This window comes from Mesorhizobium sp. M0571 (assembly GCF_040320985.1).
In the GTDB taxonomy this organism is placed as follows: Bacteria; Pseudomonadota; Alphaproteobacteria; order Rhizobiales; family Rhizobiaceae; genus Mesorhizobium.
This window is the reverse complement of the sequence record NZ_JAMYQT010000005.1, coordinates 276,074-290,509: the sequence shown is the minus strand read 5'-3', so window position 1 is coordinate 290,509 and position 14,436 is coordinate 276,074. Positions and strand designations below refer to the sequence as shown.

General features: G+C 61.8%; 15 protein-coding genes and 1 tRNA gene. 3 read left to right on the top strand and 13 right to left on the bottom strand.

Annotation, left to right across the window (positions count from 1 at the left end):
* Nucleotides 1-691: 691 nt before the first annotated feature.
* Nucleotides 692-925: a GcrA family cell cycle regulator gene (locus NKI85_RS09415; RefSeq protein WP_352530957.1), complete on the top strand. Its 234-nt coding sequence runs from the start codon at nucleotides 692-694 to the stop codon at nucleotides 923-925.
* Between the two features lie 1,004 nt (nucleotides 926-1,929).
* Here NKI85_RS09415 and NKI85_RS09410 read toward each other — a convergent pair.
* Nucleotides 1,930-3,009: an S-adenosylmethionine:tRNA ribosyltransferase-isomerase gene (locus NKI85_RS09410; protein WP_352776659.1), complete on the bottom strand. Its 1,080-nt coding sequence runs from the start codon at nucleotides 3,007-3,009 to the stop codon at nucleotides 1,930-1,932.
* Entirely contained in the window at nucleotides 3,006-3,728 is a 723-nt protein-coding gene (locus NKI85_RS09405; protein WP_352776658.1) for an SDR family NAD(P)-dependent oxidoreductase, read from the bottom strand. Before NKI85_RS09405 ends, NKI85_RS09410 begins: the two co-directional genes overlap by 4 nt.
* A gap of 87 nt (nucleotides 3,729-3,815) precedes the next feature.
* Between NKI85_RS09405 and soxR the strand changes: the two genes are divergently transcribed.
* The gene (soxR, locus tag NKI85_RS09400; RefSeq protein ID WP_127862987.1) at nucleotides 3,816-4,250 is read left to right on the top strand and encodes a redox-sensitive transcriptional activator SoxR; all 435 of its coding nucleotides are present in this window, start codon (nucleotides 3,816-3,818) and stop codon (nucleotides 4,248-4,250) included.
* A gap of 215 nt (nucleotides 4,251-4,465) precedes the next feature.
* On the opposite strand, the gene NKI85_RS09395 is transcribed toward soxR, so the two are convergent.
* The 5 genes from NKI85_RS09395 to NKI85_RS09375 all read right to left on the bottom strand — a co-directional run bounded on the left by NKI85_RS09395 (nucleotide 4,466) and on the right by NKI85_RS09375 (nucleotide 6,799).
* Nucleotides 4,466-4,660: a hypothetical protein gene (locus tag NKI85_RS09395; RefSeq protein ID WP_352776657.1), complete on the bottom strand. Its 195-nt coding sequence runs from the start codon at nucleotides 4,658-4,660 to the stop codon at nucleotides 4,466-4,468.
* Nucleotides 4,661-5,181: 521 nt separating this feature from the next.
* On the bottom strand, nucleotides 5,182-5,607 hold the full coding sequence (locus tag NKI85_RS09390) for a site-specific integrase (protein ID WP_352776656.1): 426 nt from the start codon (nucleotides 5,605-5,607) through the stop codon (nucleotides 5,182-5,184).
* Nucleotides 5,608-5,812: 205 nt separating this feature from the next.
* Entirely contained in the window at nucleotides 5,813-6,112 is a 300-nt protein-coding gene (locus NKI85_RS09385) for a hypothetical protein (RefSeq protein WP_352776655.1), read from the bottom strand.
* A gap of 19 nt (nucleotides 6,113-6,131) precedes the next feature.
* Nucleotides 6,132-6,587, bottom strand: a complete 456-nt coding sequence (locus NKI85_RS09380; protein WP_352776654.1) for a DUF6538 domain-containing protein — start codon at nucleotides 6,585-6,587, stop codon at nucleotides 6,132-6,134.
* A gap of 127 nt (nucleotides 6,588-6,714) precedes the next feature.
* A tRNA-Leu gene (locus NKI85_RS09375) sits at nucleotides 6,715-6,799 on the bottom strand.
* 177 nt (nucleotides 6,800-6,976) lie between these two features.
* Between NKI85_RS09375 and lipB the strand changes: the two genes are divergently transcribed.
* Nucleotides 6,977-7,720, top strand: coding sequence for a lipoyl(octanoyl) transferase LipB (gene lipB / locus NKI85_RS09370; protein WP_352524473.1), 744 nt, complete (start codon nucleotides 6,977-6,979; stop codon nucleotides 7,718-7,720).
* A gap of 387 nt (nucleotides 7,721-8,107) precedes the next feature.
* Here the strand turns inward: lipB and NKI85_RS09365 are convergent, their stop codons facing one another.
* From NKI85_RS09365 to NKI85_RS09340, 6 genes are all read right to left on the bottom strand, one after another.
* Complete coding sequence (locus NKI85_RS09365) at nucleotides 8,108-8,791, bottom strand: ABC transporter ATP-binding protein (RefSeq protein WP_254818120.1); 684 nt, start codon at nucleotides 8,789-8,791, stop codon at nucleotides 8,108-8,110.
* Nucleotides 8,788-10,074, bottom strand: a complete 1,287-nt coding sequence (locus NKI85_RS09360) for a lipoprotein-releasing ABC transporter permease subunit (protein ID WP_352776653.1) — start codon at nucleotides 10,072-10,074, stop codon at nucleotides 8,788-8,790. Before NKI85_RS09360 ends, NKI85_RS09365 begins: the two co-directional genes overlap by 4 nt.
* Nucleotides 10,071-11,399 (bottom strand): proline--tRNA ligase, encoded by a 1,329-nt coding sequence (gene proS, locus NKI85_RS09355; RefSeq protein ID WP_352776652.1) that lies wholly within the window; start codon nucleotides 11,397-11,399, stop codon nucleotides 10,071-10,073. The genes NKI85_RS09360 and proS overlap by 4 nt, the downstream gene beginning before the upstream one ends.
* Nucleotides 11,400-11,960: 561 nt before the next feature.
* A complete protein-coding gene (locus tag NKI85_RS09350) occupies nucleotides 11,961-12,245 on the bottom strand; it encodes a DUF1467 family protein (RefSeq protein ID WP_292663027.1) in 285 nt (94 codons plus the stop codon).
* Nucleotides 12,242-12,646, bottom strand: a complete 405-nt coding sequence (gene mce, locus NKI85_RS09345; RefSeq protein ID WP_352524469.1) for a methylmalonyl-CoA epimerase — start codon at nucleotides 12,644-12,646, stop codon at nucleotides 12,242-12,244. Before mce ends, NKI85_RS09350 begins: the two co-directional genes overlap by 4 nt.
* A gap of 108 nt (nucleotides 12,647-12,754) precedes the next feature.
* Entirely contained in the window at nucleotides 12,755-14,425 is a 1,671-nt protein-coding gene (locus tag NKI85_RS09340) for a ribonuclease J (RefSeq protein ID WP_352776651.1), read from the bottom strand.
* Nucleotides 14,426-14,436 lie beyond the last annotated feature (11 nt).

The following is a 14,436-nucleotide window of genomic DNA, read 5'->3' as shown; positions in this document are numbered from 1 at the left end:
GCCTCATCAAGCGTAGAAAACGGCGGACAGCAGCAGCCACACGTCATCCATAAAGCGCCAATGCCAGCGCTGGGAATTTTTCGTTATAATTGCGCCATGGCGATACACGGGACGACATGGTCGCCCGTGAACCCGCTCGTCATCTTTTAGCACTGACCCACCCCCCGCACATGGTCGAATATTCCATCTGATATTTGGCCGCTGCGGGTCACAAGCGCTGGTAGCAAGGAAAATCCGGGTTGGAGAGGAAAACCGGCGCCGGAAAGGCGGCATTGGGTCAGATCGCGTCATGCGACGCTCGCAACTGATCGACTGCAAGGGGTCGGAACTCGGTCGTTTTAGAGTGATTTGGGTTTTGGCGGCTAGAGCGGCCCGGCATGAGGTGGTCCGGACTGTGAACGAGGGCGTCGGCAGAGCGCGTCTCATAGGGGGCCCACAAGCCAGTGCCACCCCCGCCGCCGACAAACCCCGGCGGGCGGGTGCCTCGGGGACACGATGGTAGATTGCCAATGCGTTCGCGCGTGTGGCCTTAAGTCGCAAACTATTGGCTTCAGAAGCAGGGCGTCGGGCTTCATTGACGGTGCGACCAACACCATATGGTGATCCATAGCCCTCCAAAACGAGAGAAGCTCGCCCCGACGGGTCGCACTGCGGCCGTCCGCCGGCAATTGCTATGAACTAGGAAACCATCATGCCTGAAAATATCAGACTAACTTCGAGAGACGTCCCCCTCATTCAGCTAGGCCTCTATCAGTGCCGCTTCCCGGTGAGCGAAGACCCATCAGTACCCGGCGGTTATCGTTTTTGTGCTGGGCCAACTTCGCCGGATCGCGCCTACTGCGATCACCACCACAACATTGTGACCGCCGTGGACCCTCGTCGAGCCCGTTCGGGTCTTCACCTCGCTCAACGACGCGCCGCGTAAGTCTGGCTGGCGGCGGCCTCCCGGCCACGCTATGCGCTCCAAGGCCTTGGCTATGACCTTTCCGTCGGCTCGGTCTGGCCCATCCTCCCTTATGCCGTCTTCGCCGATGTATCCCCCGTCGCCCGATTGAGAACGACGACTTCTCGCCGAAGCGAACGCTTCGGAATGCCGTCGTAGCCCGACCCGAAGCTCAGTGTGCTTTTGTAGAGGTCGAGGGTCCAATCCAACGTCTGGACTCCACTGGAGTGCCTGCACTCGAGAGCGATTGGCTCTCCGGCAGCCGATAAGGACCCAAATGCGCCAGAAGCCGACAATCCGCTATCGGATGCTTTCCCGTGTAGCGAACGCGAACGTCCGTTCAGGGCAGCGAGCGGCGCGACCCAATTTGCCACAGTTGCGCACCTTGCCGATGTCGATCCCGGCAGCGACGGGCAGTATTTACCTCAACGTGGGAGAAGTAGAGAGAGGACACGAGGTGCGAAAAAGCAACGCAAATACAGCTGATTAGTTACGACGTAGGTACCCTCGCAGATATGGTATTGGTCGTCTGGGGATTCCTGTACGCGGCTCCGTGGGATGTTGAAGTTATGCGGCAAGTAAATGTAACCCCCGTCGATCCTCGACTGCACCGAAGACCGAGGTACGGCGTGGCAATCAGAACCGCCGCAACAGTTGAATCTCGTCTGTGGGTCAATCTTGTCTTGGTACCAATCATGGGCGTTAGCGGATGTTGAAGCAGCGATACACACTGCCGTGAAAATGAACCTTCGCATGGCATTCCTCAAGGATTGGCAGGCACTGCTCGTTCGAACGCCTATGTATATTAGCGTTCCCTTAAAAAGACCATTGGCCTCCGACTGACTAACGCAGCTCCAGCAAGCGACGCTCGCAACTGAAAGGCCGCATTGGGTCAAATTCCGAATTTGATCTGCTGCAACATAGCTCCGACTTCCTCGCGCGCCGAGCCCGAACTGCCACCGATCCTGCCGACATCATGGCACACCTCAAGTAGAGCCTTCGTCTCGAGCACCTCGGCCCGATTCTGTTCGCGATAGAAGCAGCGGTTGGTGATTAAGCAGCATGGAATCGCCGAATTCATGCGTACGGTAGCGGTGCACGGCGAAGGCTGCGGAGGCCTTGGCGAGCAGAGCATCGTCGGCAAAGGCGCGCAGGAGCTCGAAATGGCTTTCGCCGGGCTGGTGGACGCCTGTAAGAATCGCATCGACCACGCGAAGCGGCGTGCCGCGCGCGATGCGCCCTGTCGCAATGCGTTTTCCGGCACGCACACCGCCATCGGGATTGGCGGCTGCCTCCAGAGCGCGCACTACGCTCGTGCCGATCGCGATGATGCGGCTGCCGCGGAGCTTCGCCCGCGCGACCTGCGCTGCGGTGTGCTCGGGGATGCGGTAGGGCTCGTCGAAGGGAAGATGCGAATCGAGCGCGGGATCGCCGGTGGAAGAAACGCCCGCGGCATGCGTGAGGGTTGCGAAGCCGACATCGCGCCGACGCCAGCCCTGGAGCGTGCGCCAATCGAGCGCGAAGCCTGCTGATGGCGCTTCGAATGCGGCCGGCTCGGCTGCAATCTTTGTCCAGACATCCCACAGTGCCAACGGCCTGGGAACATGCGCGTATTGGATCGGCCGGCCGTGCCGCGCCAGTCGCGCGAGTACCGCTACGGGGTTGCCGGAGAAACGCAGCTCGAGAAGGCGAGGATGGCCCGAAAGGCGCTGGATGATGGCTTCAAGCGGGCCGAGCCGGAGGCGATCGCCTGGTGAAAATGGCGGCGGAGCCAGCCGGTCTTCCGTGCGCGTGTGGTGATCGCCTGCGCCGAAGGCAATCGCCAGGAAACGGGTTGGATCGGGAAACGACAGCCAGCCTGCCAGGCGGATCTCGATCGCCTCGTCGCTGGGGAGATGCGTGCCGTACAAGCTGGCGGGCAAGGTCGCGGCGTCATTGGCGACGACCAGATCGCCAGGATCGAATAGTGTCGCGAGTTCAGCGCGCGGCAGGTCGCGCATCGCGCCGTCCGCCTCGACGACCAACAGCCTGGCGAAGCGCCGAGCAGGACGGTCGGCGGCAATCATGCATGTGCCCCGGCGCGAAGCGTAGCGCCGACCGGCAATGCATCGAGCATCTTTTCGATGACCTCGGCAGCAGCGGCCTCGGGGCGTTTCAGTGTCGACGGATCGGCGTCAGCAATTGCCAGCGCGTGCAGCGGAGTGTCCATGTCGCCAGGGTCGAGCGCAAGGAGCCGTATGCCGTCGGCTTTGGCCTCCTCGTCCCAGATCGCCGTCAAATGGGCAAGAGCGGCCTTGCTCGCGCCATACGCGCCCCAGCCGGGATAGGCGTTCACCGCCGCATCGCTGGAAATGTTGATCACCAGCGCGCCACGGCCGCCGCGCGCGGACGCGGCAAGCGCACCGAACAGGGCCTTCGTCAGCCGGAACGCGCCGACCAGGTTGACGGCGAGCGCCGTTTCCAGCTCCTCGCATTCGGTATCGGCGAGGAGCGCCAGTGGGACAGGGCCGAGGCTCGAGGCATTGTTGATCAGGACGTCGAGCCCGCCGAGGTTTGCCGTGACCTGCAGCGCGATCGAGTAGGTGTCCGCCTTCTTGCCGACGTCGCCGACAATGCCGTGCGCGCCCGTCTCGTCAGCGATGCGTTCGACATTCGCGGCGGTGCGAGCGACGAAGGCCACGCACGCACCCTGCGCGGTCAGCTGCCGCACAAGCGCCATTCCGAGCCCGGAGGTGCCGCCCGTAACCGCCACGCGAAGTCCGTGAAGATCAATATTCGACTGCATTGCCGGTGCTCCTTCAAGCTTTATGGCACCCTTGCTACAAGTTCAAGTTAACTTGAAGTCAAGCGGGAATCGTGCTTTCGTTCATGCATGGATTCCATGCTGACCATCACCGACGTGTCACGGCGCAGCGGCGTCGCCTCATCGGCCCTGCGCTTCTACGAGGAGCGCGGGCTGATCGCGTCCGAGCGGGCCGGCTCGGGACACAGACGCTATCCGCGATCCGTGCTGCGCCGGATCGCCTTCATCGTCTTCGCGCAGCGAATTGGGCTGACGCTTGAGGAGATCGGCGCCGAGCTCGCCAAGTTGCCAGCCGATCGCGTGCCGTCGCGTCGGGATTGGTCGCGGTTGTCGGGCCAGTGGACTAAGCGCATCGACCAGCGCATCGCCGAGTTGCAGCGCCTGAGGTCCGGGCTTACCGAGTGCATCGGTTGCGGCTGCCTGTCGATCGACCGGTGTAGCCTTGCGAACCCTGCCGATATGGCAGGACGCAAGGGGCCGGGGCCGAGGTATTGGCTGGGGTGAGTTGGCAGCCAAATGCGAGACGCTGCGGCCCGGTAACGTTCAGCGGCGATATTGTTCGTCGCTGACTTTCTCCATCCACTCGACGGCCTTGCCATCAAGTGCTTGCGTCGTCCTGCCAGACGGTCGTTCCTTCTAAAACGCGGCTGCATTTCAGCGGGCCAAGCGAAATAAGGAAGTACGTCGAACTGCTCCGGGTGCGGCGGTCATCAACCTCTTCAGTCCCACCCGAAACGGTTGAGCATTGGAGCCGTTGCGCGTTGGCACAGGCTGATCGGATTGATCCGGCGGTTGGGGATACCTTTCTTGCGGCAACGAAGGACGAAGATGGTGTCTAGGCCATCGGTAATGGTAGCCTGTTCAAAATTTCGCCAATCGTTGGTTGATTGCCCGAACGGTACCGAGTCCGGCATTGCCCGCGTCCTCCGATCGGTTTGGTCGGATCGGATGAGGCATTCCGGCCCGCCGACAGCCTGTGGATCGATTCGGTCTCGTGTCCGCTTCAAGGGCATCGACCCGCCTGAGTCCGCTCAGCAATTCATGTGGCCGGATGTGGCTAGCTAAAGCTAGCATCTGACGTGCAGAGTTGCCGCAAGCGTGTTTTCCGATTTCTACGTCGAAGTACCGCCGCTGCACGATGCGAGAGGCAAACCGCTTTTCTCACCTGCGCCTGCTGCCATTATCTCGTCTGTGTCATCGTCGAACAGGAAACAGACATGGGAACAGAGGATGACCTGTGTTCTACCACAGGTCACCACGGTTCCTGAACCTGTGACCTTAGAGAGAATTGACCGCGCTCTGGATACGCTCGCCCTAGCTATCCACAAGGCTGGCAACAAAGGACGAGCGTATCTTCCGATTTACGAGCGTCTTGAACGCGAAAAGAAGAAATTGATTGCAGAGACGGGCGCTATGTTGCGCGTCCAGGAACGGCTCAAACAATCTCGGGATCGAACGGCAAAGCAATCTTTTTGAGTTCGTCGCGTCGCCATTGCAGCGATCCGCCCGTACCATACTCTACACGCTCTATCGTATGGCCCATCAAGATTTTGCGAAGCTCACTGTCGATGCCTGCCTCTTTCATACGATCCTCGAAACTGTGCCGGAGGGAGTAAATCTTGTGCTTCGGTGTCGGGAAAAGTTTGTGTGTTTTAAAGAATTTATTCAGGTTTGCAGAAAGTGCCTCTTCACGATTGCGGTAGTGCGGAAAGCCCTGCGGATTTTTCTTAAAAACTTCCAGCGCGACACCCACCAGCGGTACATCTCGCACGGACCATTCGGTCTTGATTTCGCGGGGATCATCCGCGTCCTCCCGTGGGGCAATGCGAATATACGGAACCGGCGTGTCAAGGAAGATCACGGTCTCATCTAGATTGCATATCTCGCTTGGCCGTGCGCATATCTCGCTTGGCCGTGCGCCTGTCTCGATCAGCGCCAGTACGCAGCGACGCGCTTGAGCATCCAGGGATGCTAAAGCGCCAGGCCTCATGATCCGATTGGATATCCATTTGGGTTCGAATGACGGCCGTTTGCGGCGGCGTTTACCACGCTCCGAAAAGCGGAGGTCATCGAATGGGGTGCCTTTTTTGTTCCTCGCTCAGATGAGCAAAATAGCGCCTGTAGAGATCCCGCATGTTGCCGAGATCTCGATTGCCGGCAGACGCCGAATGTGTCGCTGGTCCGACGTCTGGCGGCGGCGCAATACGCTTGAGCCAGAACCGGTAGAAGGTCAGTCCGTCCTCACGCGTGACGTCACCGATCGGCTTATCACCAACCAGGGCAACGAAATTGTTGACGGCTCTCTGCTTTACCTTCTTCCACATTCGGCGCTGCGACTGGCTCTTACCCACGACTTCATGGGCCATGATCTCATCGGCGTAGAGATCAAAAGCTTTGGAGACTTTGACCGGTGGCACCTGCACCCAGCCGAGGAGAGCGTCGGCGACCGCGGGGGGCCGCTTGAACGCGCTCCAGCGCCTCGACACGCTTTAAAATTGAATCGACATTCTGAAAGCCTGCCACCTGTCCATTTGAAAGGTAGGAAACGCCCATGGCTTCAGCCCGGCGAACGGCGTCGCGATACTGATCGAGTGCCGACCTCGTCTCGCCGCCGCAAAGGAGCACCGTCCACAGGGTCTTGTCCGCGTCTTCGAGCTTGTCGCGCATGGCACGCGCGAGGCGGCGTTCGTCCGTTCCCAGGGACTTGCGAATGAATCTGCCGCGATCGTCTATGCCGACCATCTTGGCGGGCATTCGCCGATGATAATAGAAAATTCCGTCGCGCTGGACGAGGTAGCGATCCGGGTCTCTGGCGGGCTCTGCGACGGCCTCTTTTCGCATGGGCCAAACTCGTGATGTATCTCAATTCGTATCGCAGATTGAGGCTAGAACGCCAAGGGCCCACCACAAGGGGCGCTCTGCCCAACTGACGTTTCAATGGGTTAGAGGGCGCAGTTCACGAATTTGATGGTGCGGTCGAGAAGACTCGAACTTCCACGGGTTGCCCCACAGCGACCTCAACGCTGCGCGTCTACCAATTCCGCCACGACCGCACGTGGTAGGAGCCGGAACGAACCGGCCCGCGGCGTGTAGCAAATCGTTTCCGGTGAAACAAGTGCGCGGCCAGCAATAATCGGCCGGACATCGGCATAAGTCTTCAAAGGGCCGAACGCGCCCGGAACTGGACGTTTGTACCGATTGCCGCCATATGAGTGGCGAGACGAGATATCATGACAGAACGCAGCCAGATCGCCACGTCGTTCCTGCCCTCGCCCGGCTCGGCGCCGGTCGAATGGTGCATCGAGCCCGGGCTCACCGCCTATCCCGATGCGCTCGCAGTGATGGAGGCGCGCGCCGAGGCAATCCGCAGCGGCGCCGCCGGCGAGATGGTCTGGCTGGTCGAGCATCCGCCGCTCTACACCGCCGGCACCAGCGCCAGCATCGCGGACCTGATCGAGCCGGACCGCTTCCCGGTCTTTGCCGCCGGGCGCGGCGGCGAATACACCTATCACGGGCCGGGCCAGCGCGTCGCCTATGTGATGCTCGACCTGAAGCGGCGGCGCGAGGATGTCCGCGCCTTCGTCGCGGCACTCGAACAATGGATCATCGGCACGCTCGCCGTCTTCAACGTGCGCGGCGAACGCCGCGAGGACCGCGTCGGCGTCTGGGTGGTGCGGCCGGATCGCCCCACACTGCCCGACGGCTCAGCGGCCGAGGACAAGATCGCCGCCATCGGCATCAGGCTGAGGCGCTGGGTGAGCTTCCACGGCATCGCCATCAATGTCGAGCCGGACCTTAGCCATTTCAGCGGCATCGTGCCGTGCGGCGTCCAGGATCACGGCGTCACCAGCCTTGTCGATCTCGGCCTTCCGGTGACCATGGCCGACCTCGACTTGGCGCTGAAATCCGCTTTCGAGGACGTGTTCGGCCCCGCCGTGGTGTCGCCCGTCGAAGCCGCCCGCAGGGCCGGCTGAAACACTCGTCCAACAGCTGCGCCAAGGTTCGAAGGTGTCCCTCGATCATCAGCGTCGAGCCACATCTTTCAGCGATCCTCACATCGCGCCGATCCAGATCGCCATGGAAATGAGGAACGTGCTCATGCACACCAGCGAGACAACATCCTGAACAAGATCGGTCATAACTCTCTCCTGTTGTTAGTATGTTCGTATTTTGTTCTAATTTTGTTCAATGTCAACGGCCGGAATCCGCGGATGACCGGAATTGCGCGCGGTCAATTCGGCAGGGTTAAGAAAGGGTTGAGAGGGAGATTGCCGATCCGTTCGCGCCGAGAGAGCGCACGGAAAACGGCGGGACAGCTTGCGCCAGTTCACAAGCTGGCATCACCTGAATATCGATATACCCTAAAGCGGCACGACCTTGCCGTCGGCCAGCGTCACGCGGCGGTCCATGCGCGAGGCAAGCTCGTGATTGTGGGTGGCGATCAGCGCCGCCAGGCCCGATTGCCGGACCAGCGCTGCCAGCGCCTCGAACACATAGGAAGCAGTCACCGGGTCGAGATTGCCGGTCGGCTCGTCGGCCAAAAGCACCAGCGGCGCATTGGCGACCGCACGGGCTATGGCGACGCGCTGCTGCTCGCCACCGGAGAGCTCGGAAGGGCGATGCTGCGCCCGCTTGCCGATCTGCATATAGTCGAGCAATTGCGCCGCCCGCTCGGCCGCCTCCTTGCGCGGCAACCCTTTTATCAGCTGCGGCATCATGATGTTTTCCAGCGCCGAGAATTCAGGCAGCAGATGATGGAACTGATAGACGAAGCCGACGTCGTTGCGGCGGATCGCCGTACGCTCGTCGTCGGAAAGCCGGCCGCAGGCACGGCCCGCCAGGATCACGTCGCCGGCGTCCGGCCGTTCCAGTAGCCCGGCGGTGTGCAGCAGCGTCGACTTGCCGGTGCCTGACGGCGCCACCAGTGCCACCATCTCGCCGCGCTTCAGCGAAAAATCGGCGCCGTTCAGAATGGTCAGCTTGCGTGGCCCCTGGACATAGTGCCGCTCGACGCTCTTCAGCTCGATAATGGCCTCGGCCATCATTCATACCTCAGTGCTTCGACCGGATCGAGCCTGGCCGCGCGCCACGCCGGAAACAGCGTCGCCAGGAACGACAGCGCCAGCGCCATGAGAACGACGGAGATCGTTTCGCTGGCATCCATGCGGGCCGGCAGCTGGCTAAGGAAATAAAGCTCGGGATTGAACAACCGCTCGTTGGCCAGCCAGGAGAAGAACTGGCGGATGCGCTCGACATTGAGGCAGATCAAGATGCCGAGCAGCACGCCGGCGATGGTGCCCACAACGCCGATCGCAGCCCCTGTCATCAGGAAGATGCGCAGGATCGCGCTACGCGTGGCGCCCATGGTACGCAGGATGGCGATGTCGTGGCCCTTGTCCTTCACCAGCATGATCAGGCCCGAGATGATGTTGAGCGCCGCCACCAGCACGATCAGCGTCAGGATCATGAACATGACGTTGCGCTCGACCTGCAGCGCGTCGAAGAACGTCTTGTTGCGTTGCCGCCAATCGACAAGGCTGATCGGCCGCTGCGCCGCCTCTTCGACCTTCGGCTTCAGCGCGTCGATATCGTCGGGATTGTCGGCGTAGATCTCGATCGTCTGCGCCCGGCCGTCCATGTTGAAATAAAGCTGCGCTTCCGAAAACGGCATGTAGACGATGGAGCTGTCATATTCCGACATGCCGACCTCGAAGATCGCCGTAACCGGATAGCCTTTCATGCGCGGTGTCGTGCCAAGCGGCGTGATGTCGCCCTCGGGCGAGATCAGCGTGATCGTATCGCCGAGCACAAGGCCGAGATTCTCGGCCATGCGGCTGCCGATGGCGACGCCCTCGCCGGTATCGAAGCCGACAATCGAGCCTTCCTTGATGTTGTTGGCGACGATCGTGATCTTGCCGAGATCCTCGCCGCGTATGCCGCGCACCAGCGCGCCTGACCCGCCGCCGACATTGCCTTGCGCCAGCACCTGTCCATCGATCAGCGGAATGGCGTATTTGACGCCGGGCAGGCCGTTGATGCGGCCGGCGACCTGGGCGTAGTCCTCCAGCGGCATGTCGAGCGGCTGCACGATCAGATGGCCGTTGACGCCGAGAATGCGCGTCAGCAGCTCGGCGCGAAAGCCGTTCATGACGGCCATGACGACGATCAGCGTGGCGACGCCCAGCATGATGCCGAGGAAGGAGATCGAGGCGATGACCGAGATCACCGTCTCCTTGCGGCGCGAGCGCAGATAGCGCCACGCCACCATGCGCTCGAAGCCGGAAAAAGGTCCCGCGGCCGAAGGTTTGGCTGCTGCCGCTTCGCTCATACGGTGGCACCGAAACGCTTTTTCACATCGCCGATCGGCAGCGTCTCGCGCTCGCCGGTCCTGCGGTTCTTAATCTCGATCTCGCCGGCTGCCACACCCCGCGGCCCGACGATCACCTGCCAGGGAAGACCGATCAGGTCGGCGGTGGCGAACTTGCCGCCCGGCCGCTGGTCGGTGTCGTCGTAGAGCACCTCCTTGCCGGCGGCGGCAAAGGCGGCATGCAGCTCGCCGCAGACGCGGTCGCATTCGGCATCGCCCGCCTTCATGTTGATCAGGCCGATATCGAACGGCGCAACCGCTTGCGGCCAGATGATGCCGTTATCGTCATGGCTGGCTTCGATGATCGCCGCGACCAGCCGCGACGGGCCGATGCCGTAGGAACCTCCAGAGACAAAATGATCCTTGCCGTCCGGACCGGTCACCTTGGCGCCCATCGGCTTGGAATATTTGTCGCCGAAATGGAAGATATGGCCGACCTCGATGCCGCGCGCCGAGACCCGGTCGCTCGCGGGCACCTTCTCCCACGCCGCCTCGTCATGCATCTCGTCGGTGGCGGCATAGGGCGTCGTCCACTGCTCGACGATGCCGCCGATCTCGGCGTCGTTCGAAAAATCGGTGTTCGCGCCGGGCACTGCCAGCGAAAGATAATCGCGGTGGCAAAACACCTCGCTCTCGCCGGTGTCGGCCAGGATGATGAACTCATGGCTGAGGTCGCCGCCGATCGGCCCAGTGTCGGCGCGCATCGGGATCGCCTGCAGCCCCATGCGCGTAAACGTCCTGAGATAGGACACGAACATGCGGTTATAGGCGGCCTTGGCGCCTTCATAATCGAGGTCGAAGGAATAGGCGTCCTTCATCAGGAACTCGCGCGAACGCATGACGCCGAAGCGCGGGCGCACCTCGTCGCGAAACTTCCACTGGATGTGATAGAGGTTGAGCGGCAGATCCTTGTAGGACTTGACGTAGGAACGGAAGATCTCGGTGACCATCTCCTCGTTGGTCGGCCCATAGAGCATATCGCGGTCTTGCCGGTCCTTGATGCGTAGCATCTCCTTGCCATAATCTTCATAGCGGCCGCTTTCGCGCCACAGCTCGGCCGATTGGATGGTCGGCATCAGGATTTCGAGCGCGCCGGCGCGGTTCTGCTCTTCGCGAATGATCCGGCAGACCTTGTCCAGCACCCGCTTGCCGAGCGGCAGCCAAGAAAAGCTGCCCTGCCCCTGCTGGCGGATCATGCCGGCGCGCAGCATCAGCCGATGCGAGACAATCTCGGCCTCGCGCGGATTTTCTTTGAGGATGGGCAGGAAATAGCGCGACAAACGCATGGACTGATCCGTGAGAGAGGATGGCGGCGCCGGAATCGGCGCGGCGCAGGCTTGCTTGCCCCGGCTTCATAGCCATTTCATGGCGGAATGGAAACCCGGCCCAGGCGCTGCACAGGCGCCGCAATTGCCGCACACGGCTTGCTGGACGTTTCGCAAGCAACGCCTGCCGTACTATTGTGCAGTGCAGCACGAGATTGCCTGTTTCCGGGCAAAATTCTTCGTGACATTTTCACCCGCCTTAGGCTAGTGTGCCCCGATAACCGAGAGGGCGGAGAAAAATCTGCCCTCCTACGCGGTCAAAGTCTTGGGAGGATGCGATCTAGGCGCGGTAACTCGCTGCCGCCGGACACCGGAAACAGATCGGACGCGTTTAAATTGCAAGGCCTCGCGCCTTGCATTTTTTTTGTGCAATCATTTGGTTAGCGCGACAGATTGCCAAACTACATGACGTTGCGTCAGCCCAAACCCGGCCTCCGGCCTTTACTTGGGTTGACCTTGATGGCTCAGCTTGATTTCAGGGCGTCGGCGTAGGCCTTGGACAGCCGGACATCGGGTAGCCGGCTAATGTGCGGGGCTCTGGTTGAAATCCGGCACGATGTGCGGGATGTCGTCGATGCCGAGACCGAGCCCTCTCGTGATGCCGTAGAAGATGCCCATGAGGACCAGCGTGGCGATCGTCGTGCGCAGCGCGGCGCGCAGCATATGCGGTCCGCGCGGTGCACTCGGAACCGTGCCAAGCGTCACGTCCTGGTCCTCGTCCTGCGTCCTCATGCTGAACGGCAGGACTGCGAACAGCACCACCCACCATGTGGCGAAGAACAGGGCGACAAACGAAACCCAGCTCATGCTTGCTCCAGTTCGACCAGCGTGCCGAAGAAATCCTTGGGGTGCAAAAACAGCACCGGCTTGCCATGCGCTCCGGTCTTCGGATTGCCGTCGCCTAGCACCCGCGCGCCGCTGGCTTTGAGACGGTCGCGCGCCGCAAGAATATCATCCACCTCATAGCAGACATGGTGCATGCCGCCGGACGGATTCTTCTCAAGGAATGCCGCGATCGGCGAACCTTCGCCGAGCGGCTCGAGCAACTCGATCTTGGTGTTGCCGACATCGACGAACACCACCGTCACGCCATGGTCCGGCAGCGCCTGCGGCGCGGTCACCCGGGCGCCAAGCGTATCGCGATAGGCCGCCGTCGCCGCGGTCAGATCCGGCACGGCAAGCGCGACATGATTGAGGCGTCCGAGCATAAGGGCTCCAGGTCTGGGGTAGTGAGTAGTGAATGGTGAATGGAATATTGCGCATTGCAAAACCGCTAACCCACAACAGCCTGCTCACTACTTGCTATTCACTATTCACTACCTCGTCACAAACACCGTCACCAGCGGCTTCTTGCCCCAGGCCTCGTTGGCCGCGCCGCGCACTGCGCGCCGCACCGCCTCCTGGACCAGGTCGAGGTCTTTTCGGCGCTGGCGGGGTATGGAGTCCACAGCGCCGATTGCCGCATCGATCATCAGGTCTTCCAGGCTCTCGCCGCCGGCATCGGCCTCGGCCACGCCGATGGCGACGAGATCGGGATCGCCGGCGAGTTCGTATTTGTCGTCGAGCACGACATTGACGGCGACATGGCCGGCAAAGGACAGCTTGCGACGGTCGCGAATGCCCATCGCCTGGTCGGTGCCGATCAGCCGGCCGTCCTTGTAGATGCGGCCGAACGGCACCTGGTCGATAATCGCGGCAGCACCTGGATAGAGCCTGAGCATGTCGCCGTCGCGCACCTGCGCCACCTGGCCGATGCCGGATGTCGACATCAGCGAGCCCTGCGCCACCAGATGCGCCGCCTCGCCATGCACGGGAACGCCGATCTGCGGGCGCACCCATTCATACATCTTGCGCAATTCGCTGCGGCGCGGATGGCCGGAGACATGCACCAGCGCATCGCCGTCCTCGATGATCTTGACGCCGAGATCGATCAGGCGGTTCTTGATCTCGAGGATCGCCTTCTCGTTGCCGGGAATGGTGCGCGAGGAAAACACCACCGTGTCGCCGGCCGTCAGCGCCACCGACTTCATCTCGTCGCGCGACAGCTTGGCAAGTGCGGCAAGCGGCTCGCCCTGGCTGCCGGTGCAGATGATGACGAGGTTTTCGCGCGGAATGAAGCCGTAATCCTCCTCGGCGATGAATTCCGGCAACCCGTCCATATAACCGAGTTCATCAGCCACATCGATGACGCGCTTCATGGAGCGGCCAAGTACCAGGCACTGGCGGCCGGCATCCCGCGCTGCCTTGGCGATGGAGACGATGCGCCCGACATTGGAGGAGAAGCTGGTGATGGCGACACGGCCCTTGGCATTCTGGATGACACCCTTGAGGCCCTCGCCCACCGCCACTTCCGACGGTGAGTCCCCCTCCCGCAGCGCGTTGGTGGAATCGCAGATCAGCGCCAGCACGCCCTTGTCGCCATAGGCGCGGAAGCGTGCCTCGTCGGTCATCGGCCCCACCGTCGGCGCCGGATCGATCTTCCAGTCGCCGGTATGGATGACGACGCCGACCGGCGTGGTGACCGCCAGCGACATCGGTTCGGGAATGGAGTGCGCGACGGGGATGGCTTCGATCTCGAACGGGCCGACGGTGAATTTCTCGCCGGCCCGGTAGATCGTCACCGGGATCTTCGGTGCCCCTTGCTCGCCCTGCCGCTTGGCTTCCAGCAGGCCGGCGCTGAACGGCGTCATCCAGACCGGCGCCTTGAGCTTCGGCCAGATGTCGTGCAGCGCGCCGTAATGGTCCTCATGCGCATGGGTAATGACGATGCCGCGCAGATTGGCGAGGTTCTCCTCGATGAAACGCGTGTCGGGCAGCACCAGGTCGACGCCGGGCAGGGTGGCATCGGGAAAGGTAACGCCGACATCGACGACGATCCATTCGCGCTCATTGGCCGGCCCATAGCCGTAGAGGGCGAAGTTCATGCCGATCTCGCCGACGCCGCCGAGCGGCACGAAGACAAGTTCGGCGTTTTCCGCTTTCGCCATGATCTTTCCTT

Coding starts and splice junctions, on each gene's coding strand:
- NKI85_RS09415 (WP_352530957.1), top strand. CDS start 692: ATGCCTGAAAATATCAGACTAACTTCGAGAGACGTCCCCCTCATTCAG.
- NKI85_RS09410 (WP_352776659.1), bottom strand. CDS start 3,009: ATGATTGCCGCCGACCGTCCTGCTCGGCGCTTCGCCAGGCTGTTGGTC.
- NKI85_RS09405 (WP_352776658.1), bottom strand. CDS start 3,728: ATGCAGTCGAATATTGATCTTCACGGACTTCGCGTGGCGGTTACGGGC.
- soxR (WP_127862987.1), top strand. CDS start 3,816: ATGGATTCCATGCTGACCATCACCGACGTGTCACGGCGCAGCGGCGTC.
- NKI85_RS09395 (WP_352776657.1), bottom strand. CDS start 4,660: ATGCCGGACTCGGTACCGTTCGGGCAATCAACCAACGATTGGCGAAAT.
- NKI85_RS09385 (WP_352776655.1), bottom strand. CDS start 6,112: ATGGCCCATGAAGTCGTGGGTAAGAGCCAGTCGCAGCGCCGAATGTGG.
- NKI85_RS09380 (WP_352776654.1), bottom strand. CDS start 6,587: ATGCGAAAAGAGGCCGTCGCAGAGCCCGCCAGAGACCCGGATCGCTAC.
- lipB (WP_352524473.1), top strand. CDS start 6,977: ATGACAGAACGCAGCCAGATCGCCACGTCGTTCCTGCCCTCGCCCGGC.
- NKI85_RS09365 (WP_254818120.1), bottom strand. CDS start 8,791: ATGATGGCCGAGGCCATTATCGAGCTGAAGAGCGTCGAGCGGCACTAT.
- NKI85_RS09360 (WP_352776653.1), bottom strand. CDS start 10,074: ATGAGCGAAGCGGCAGCAGCCAAACCTTCGGCCGCGGGACCTTTTTCC.
- proS (WP_352776652.1), bottom strand. CDS start 11,399: ATGCGTTTGTCGCGCTATTTCCTGCCCATCCTCAAAGAAAATCCGCGC.
- NKI85_RS09350 (WP_292663027.1), bottom strand. CDS start 12,245: ATGAGCTGGGTTTCGTTTGTCGCCCTGTTCTTCGCCACATGGTGGGTG.
- mce (WP_352524469.1), bottom strand. CDS start 12,646: ATGCTCGGACGCCTCAATCATGTCGCGCTTGCCGTGCCGGATCTGACC.
- NKI85_RS09340 (WP_352776651.1), bottom strand. CDS start 14,425: ATGGCGAAAGCGGAAAACGCCGAACTTGTCTTCGTGCCGCTCGGCGGC.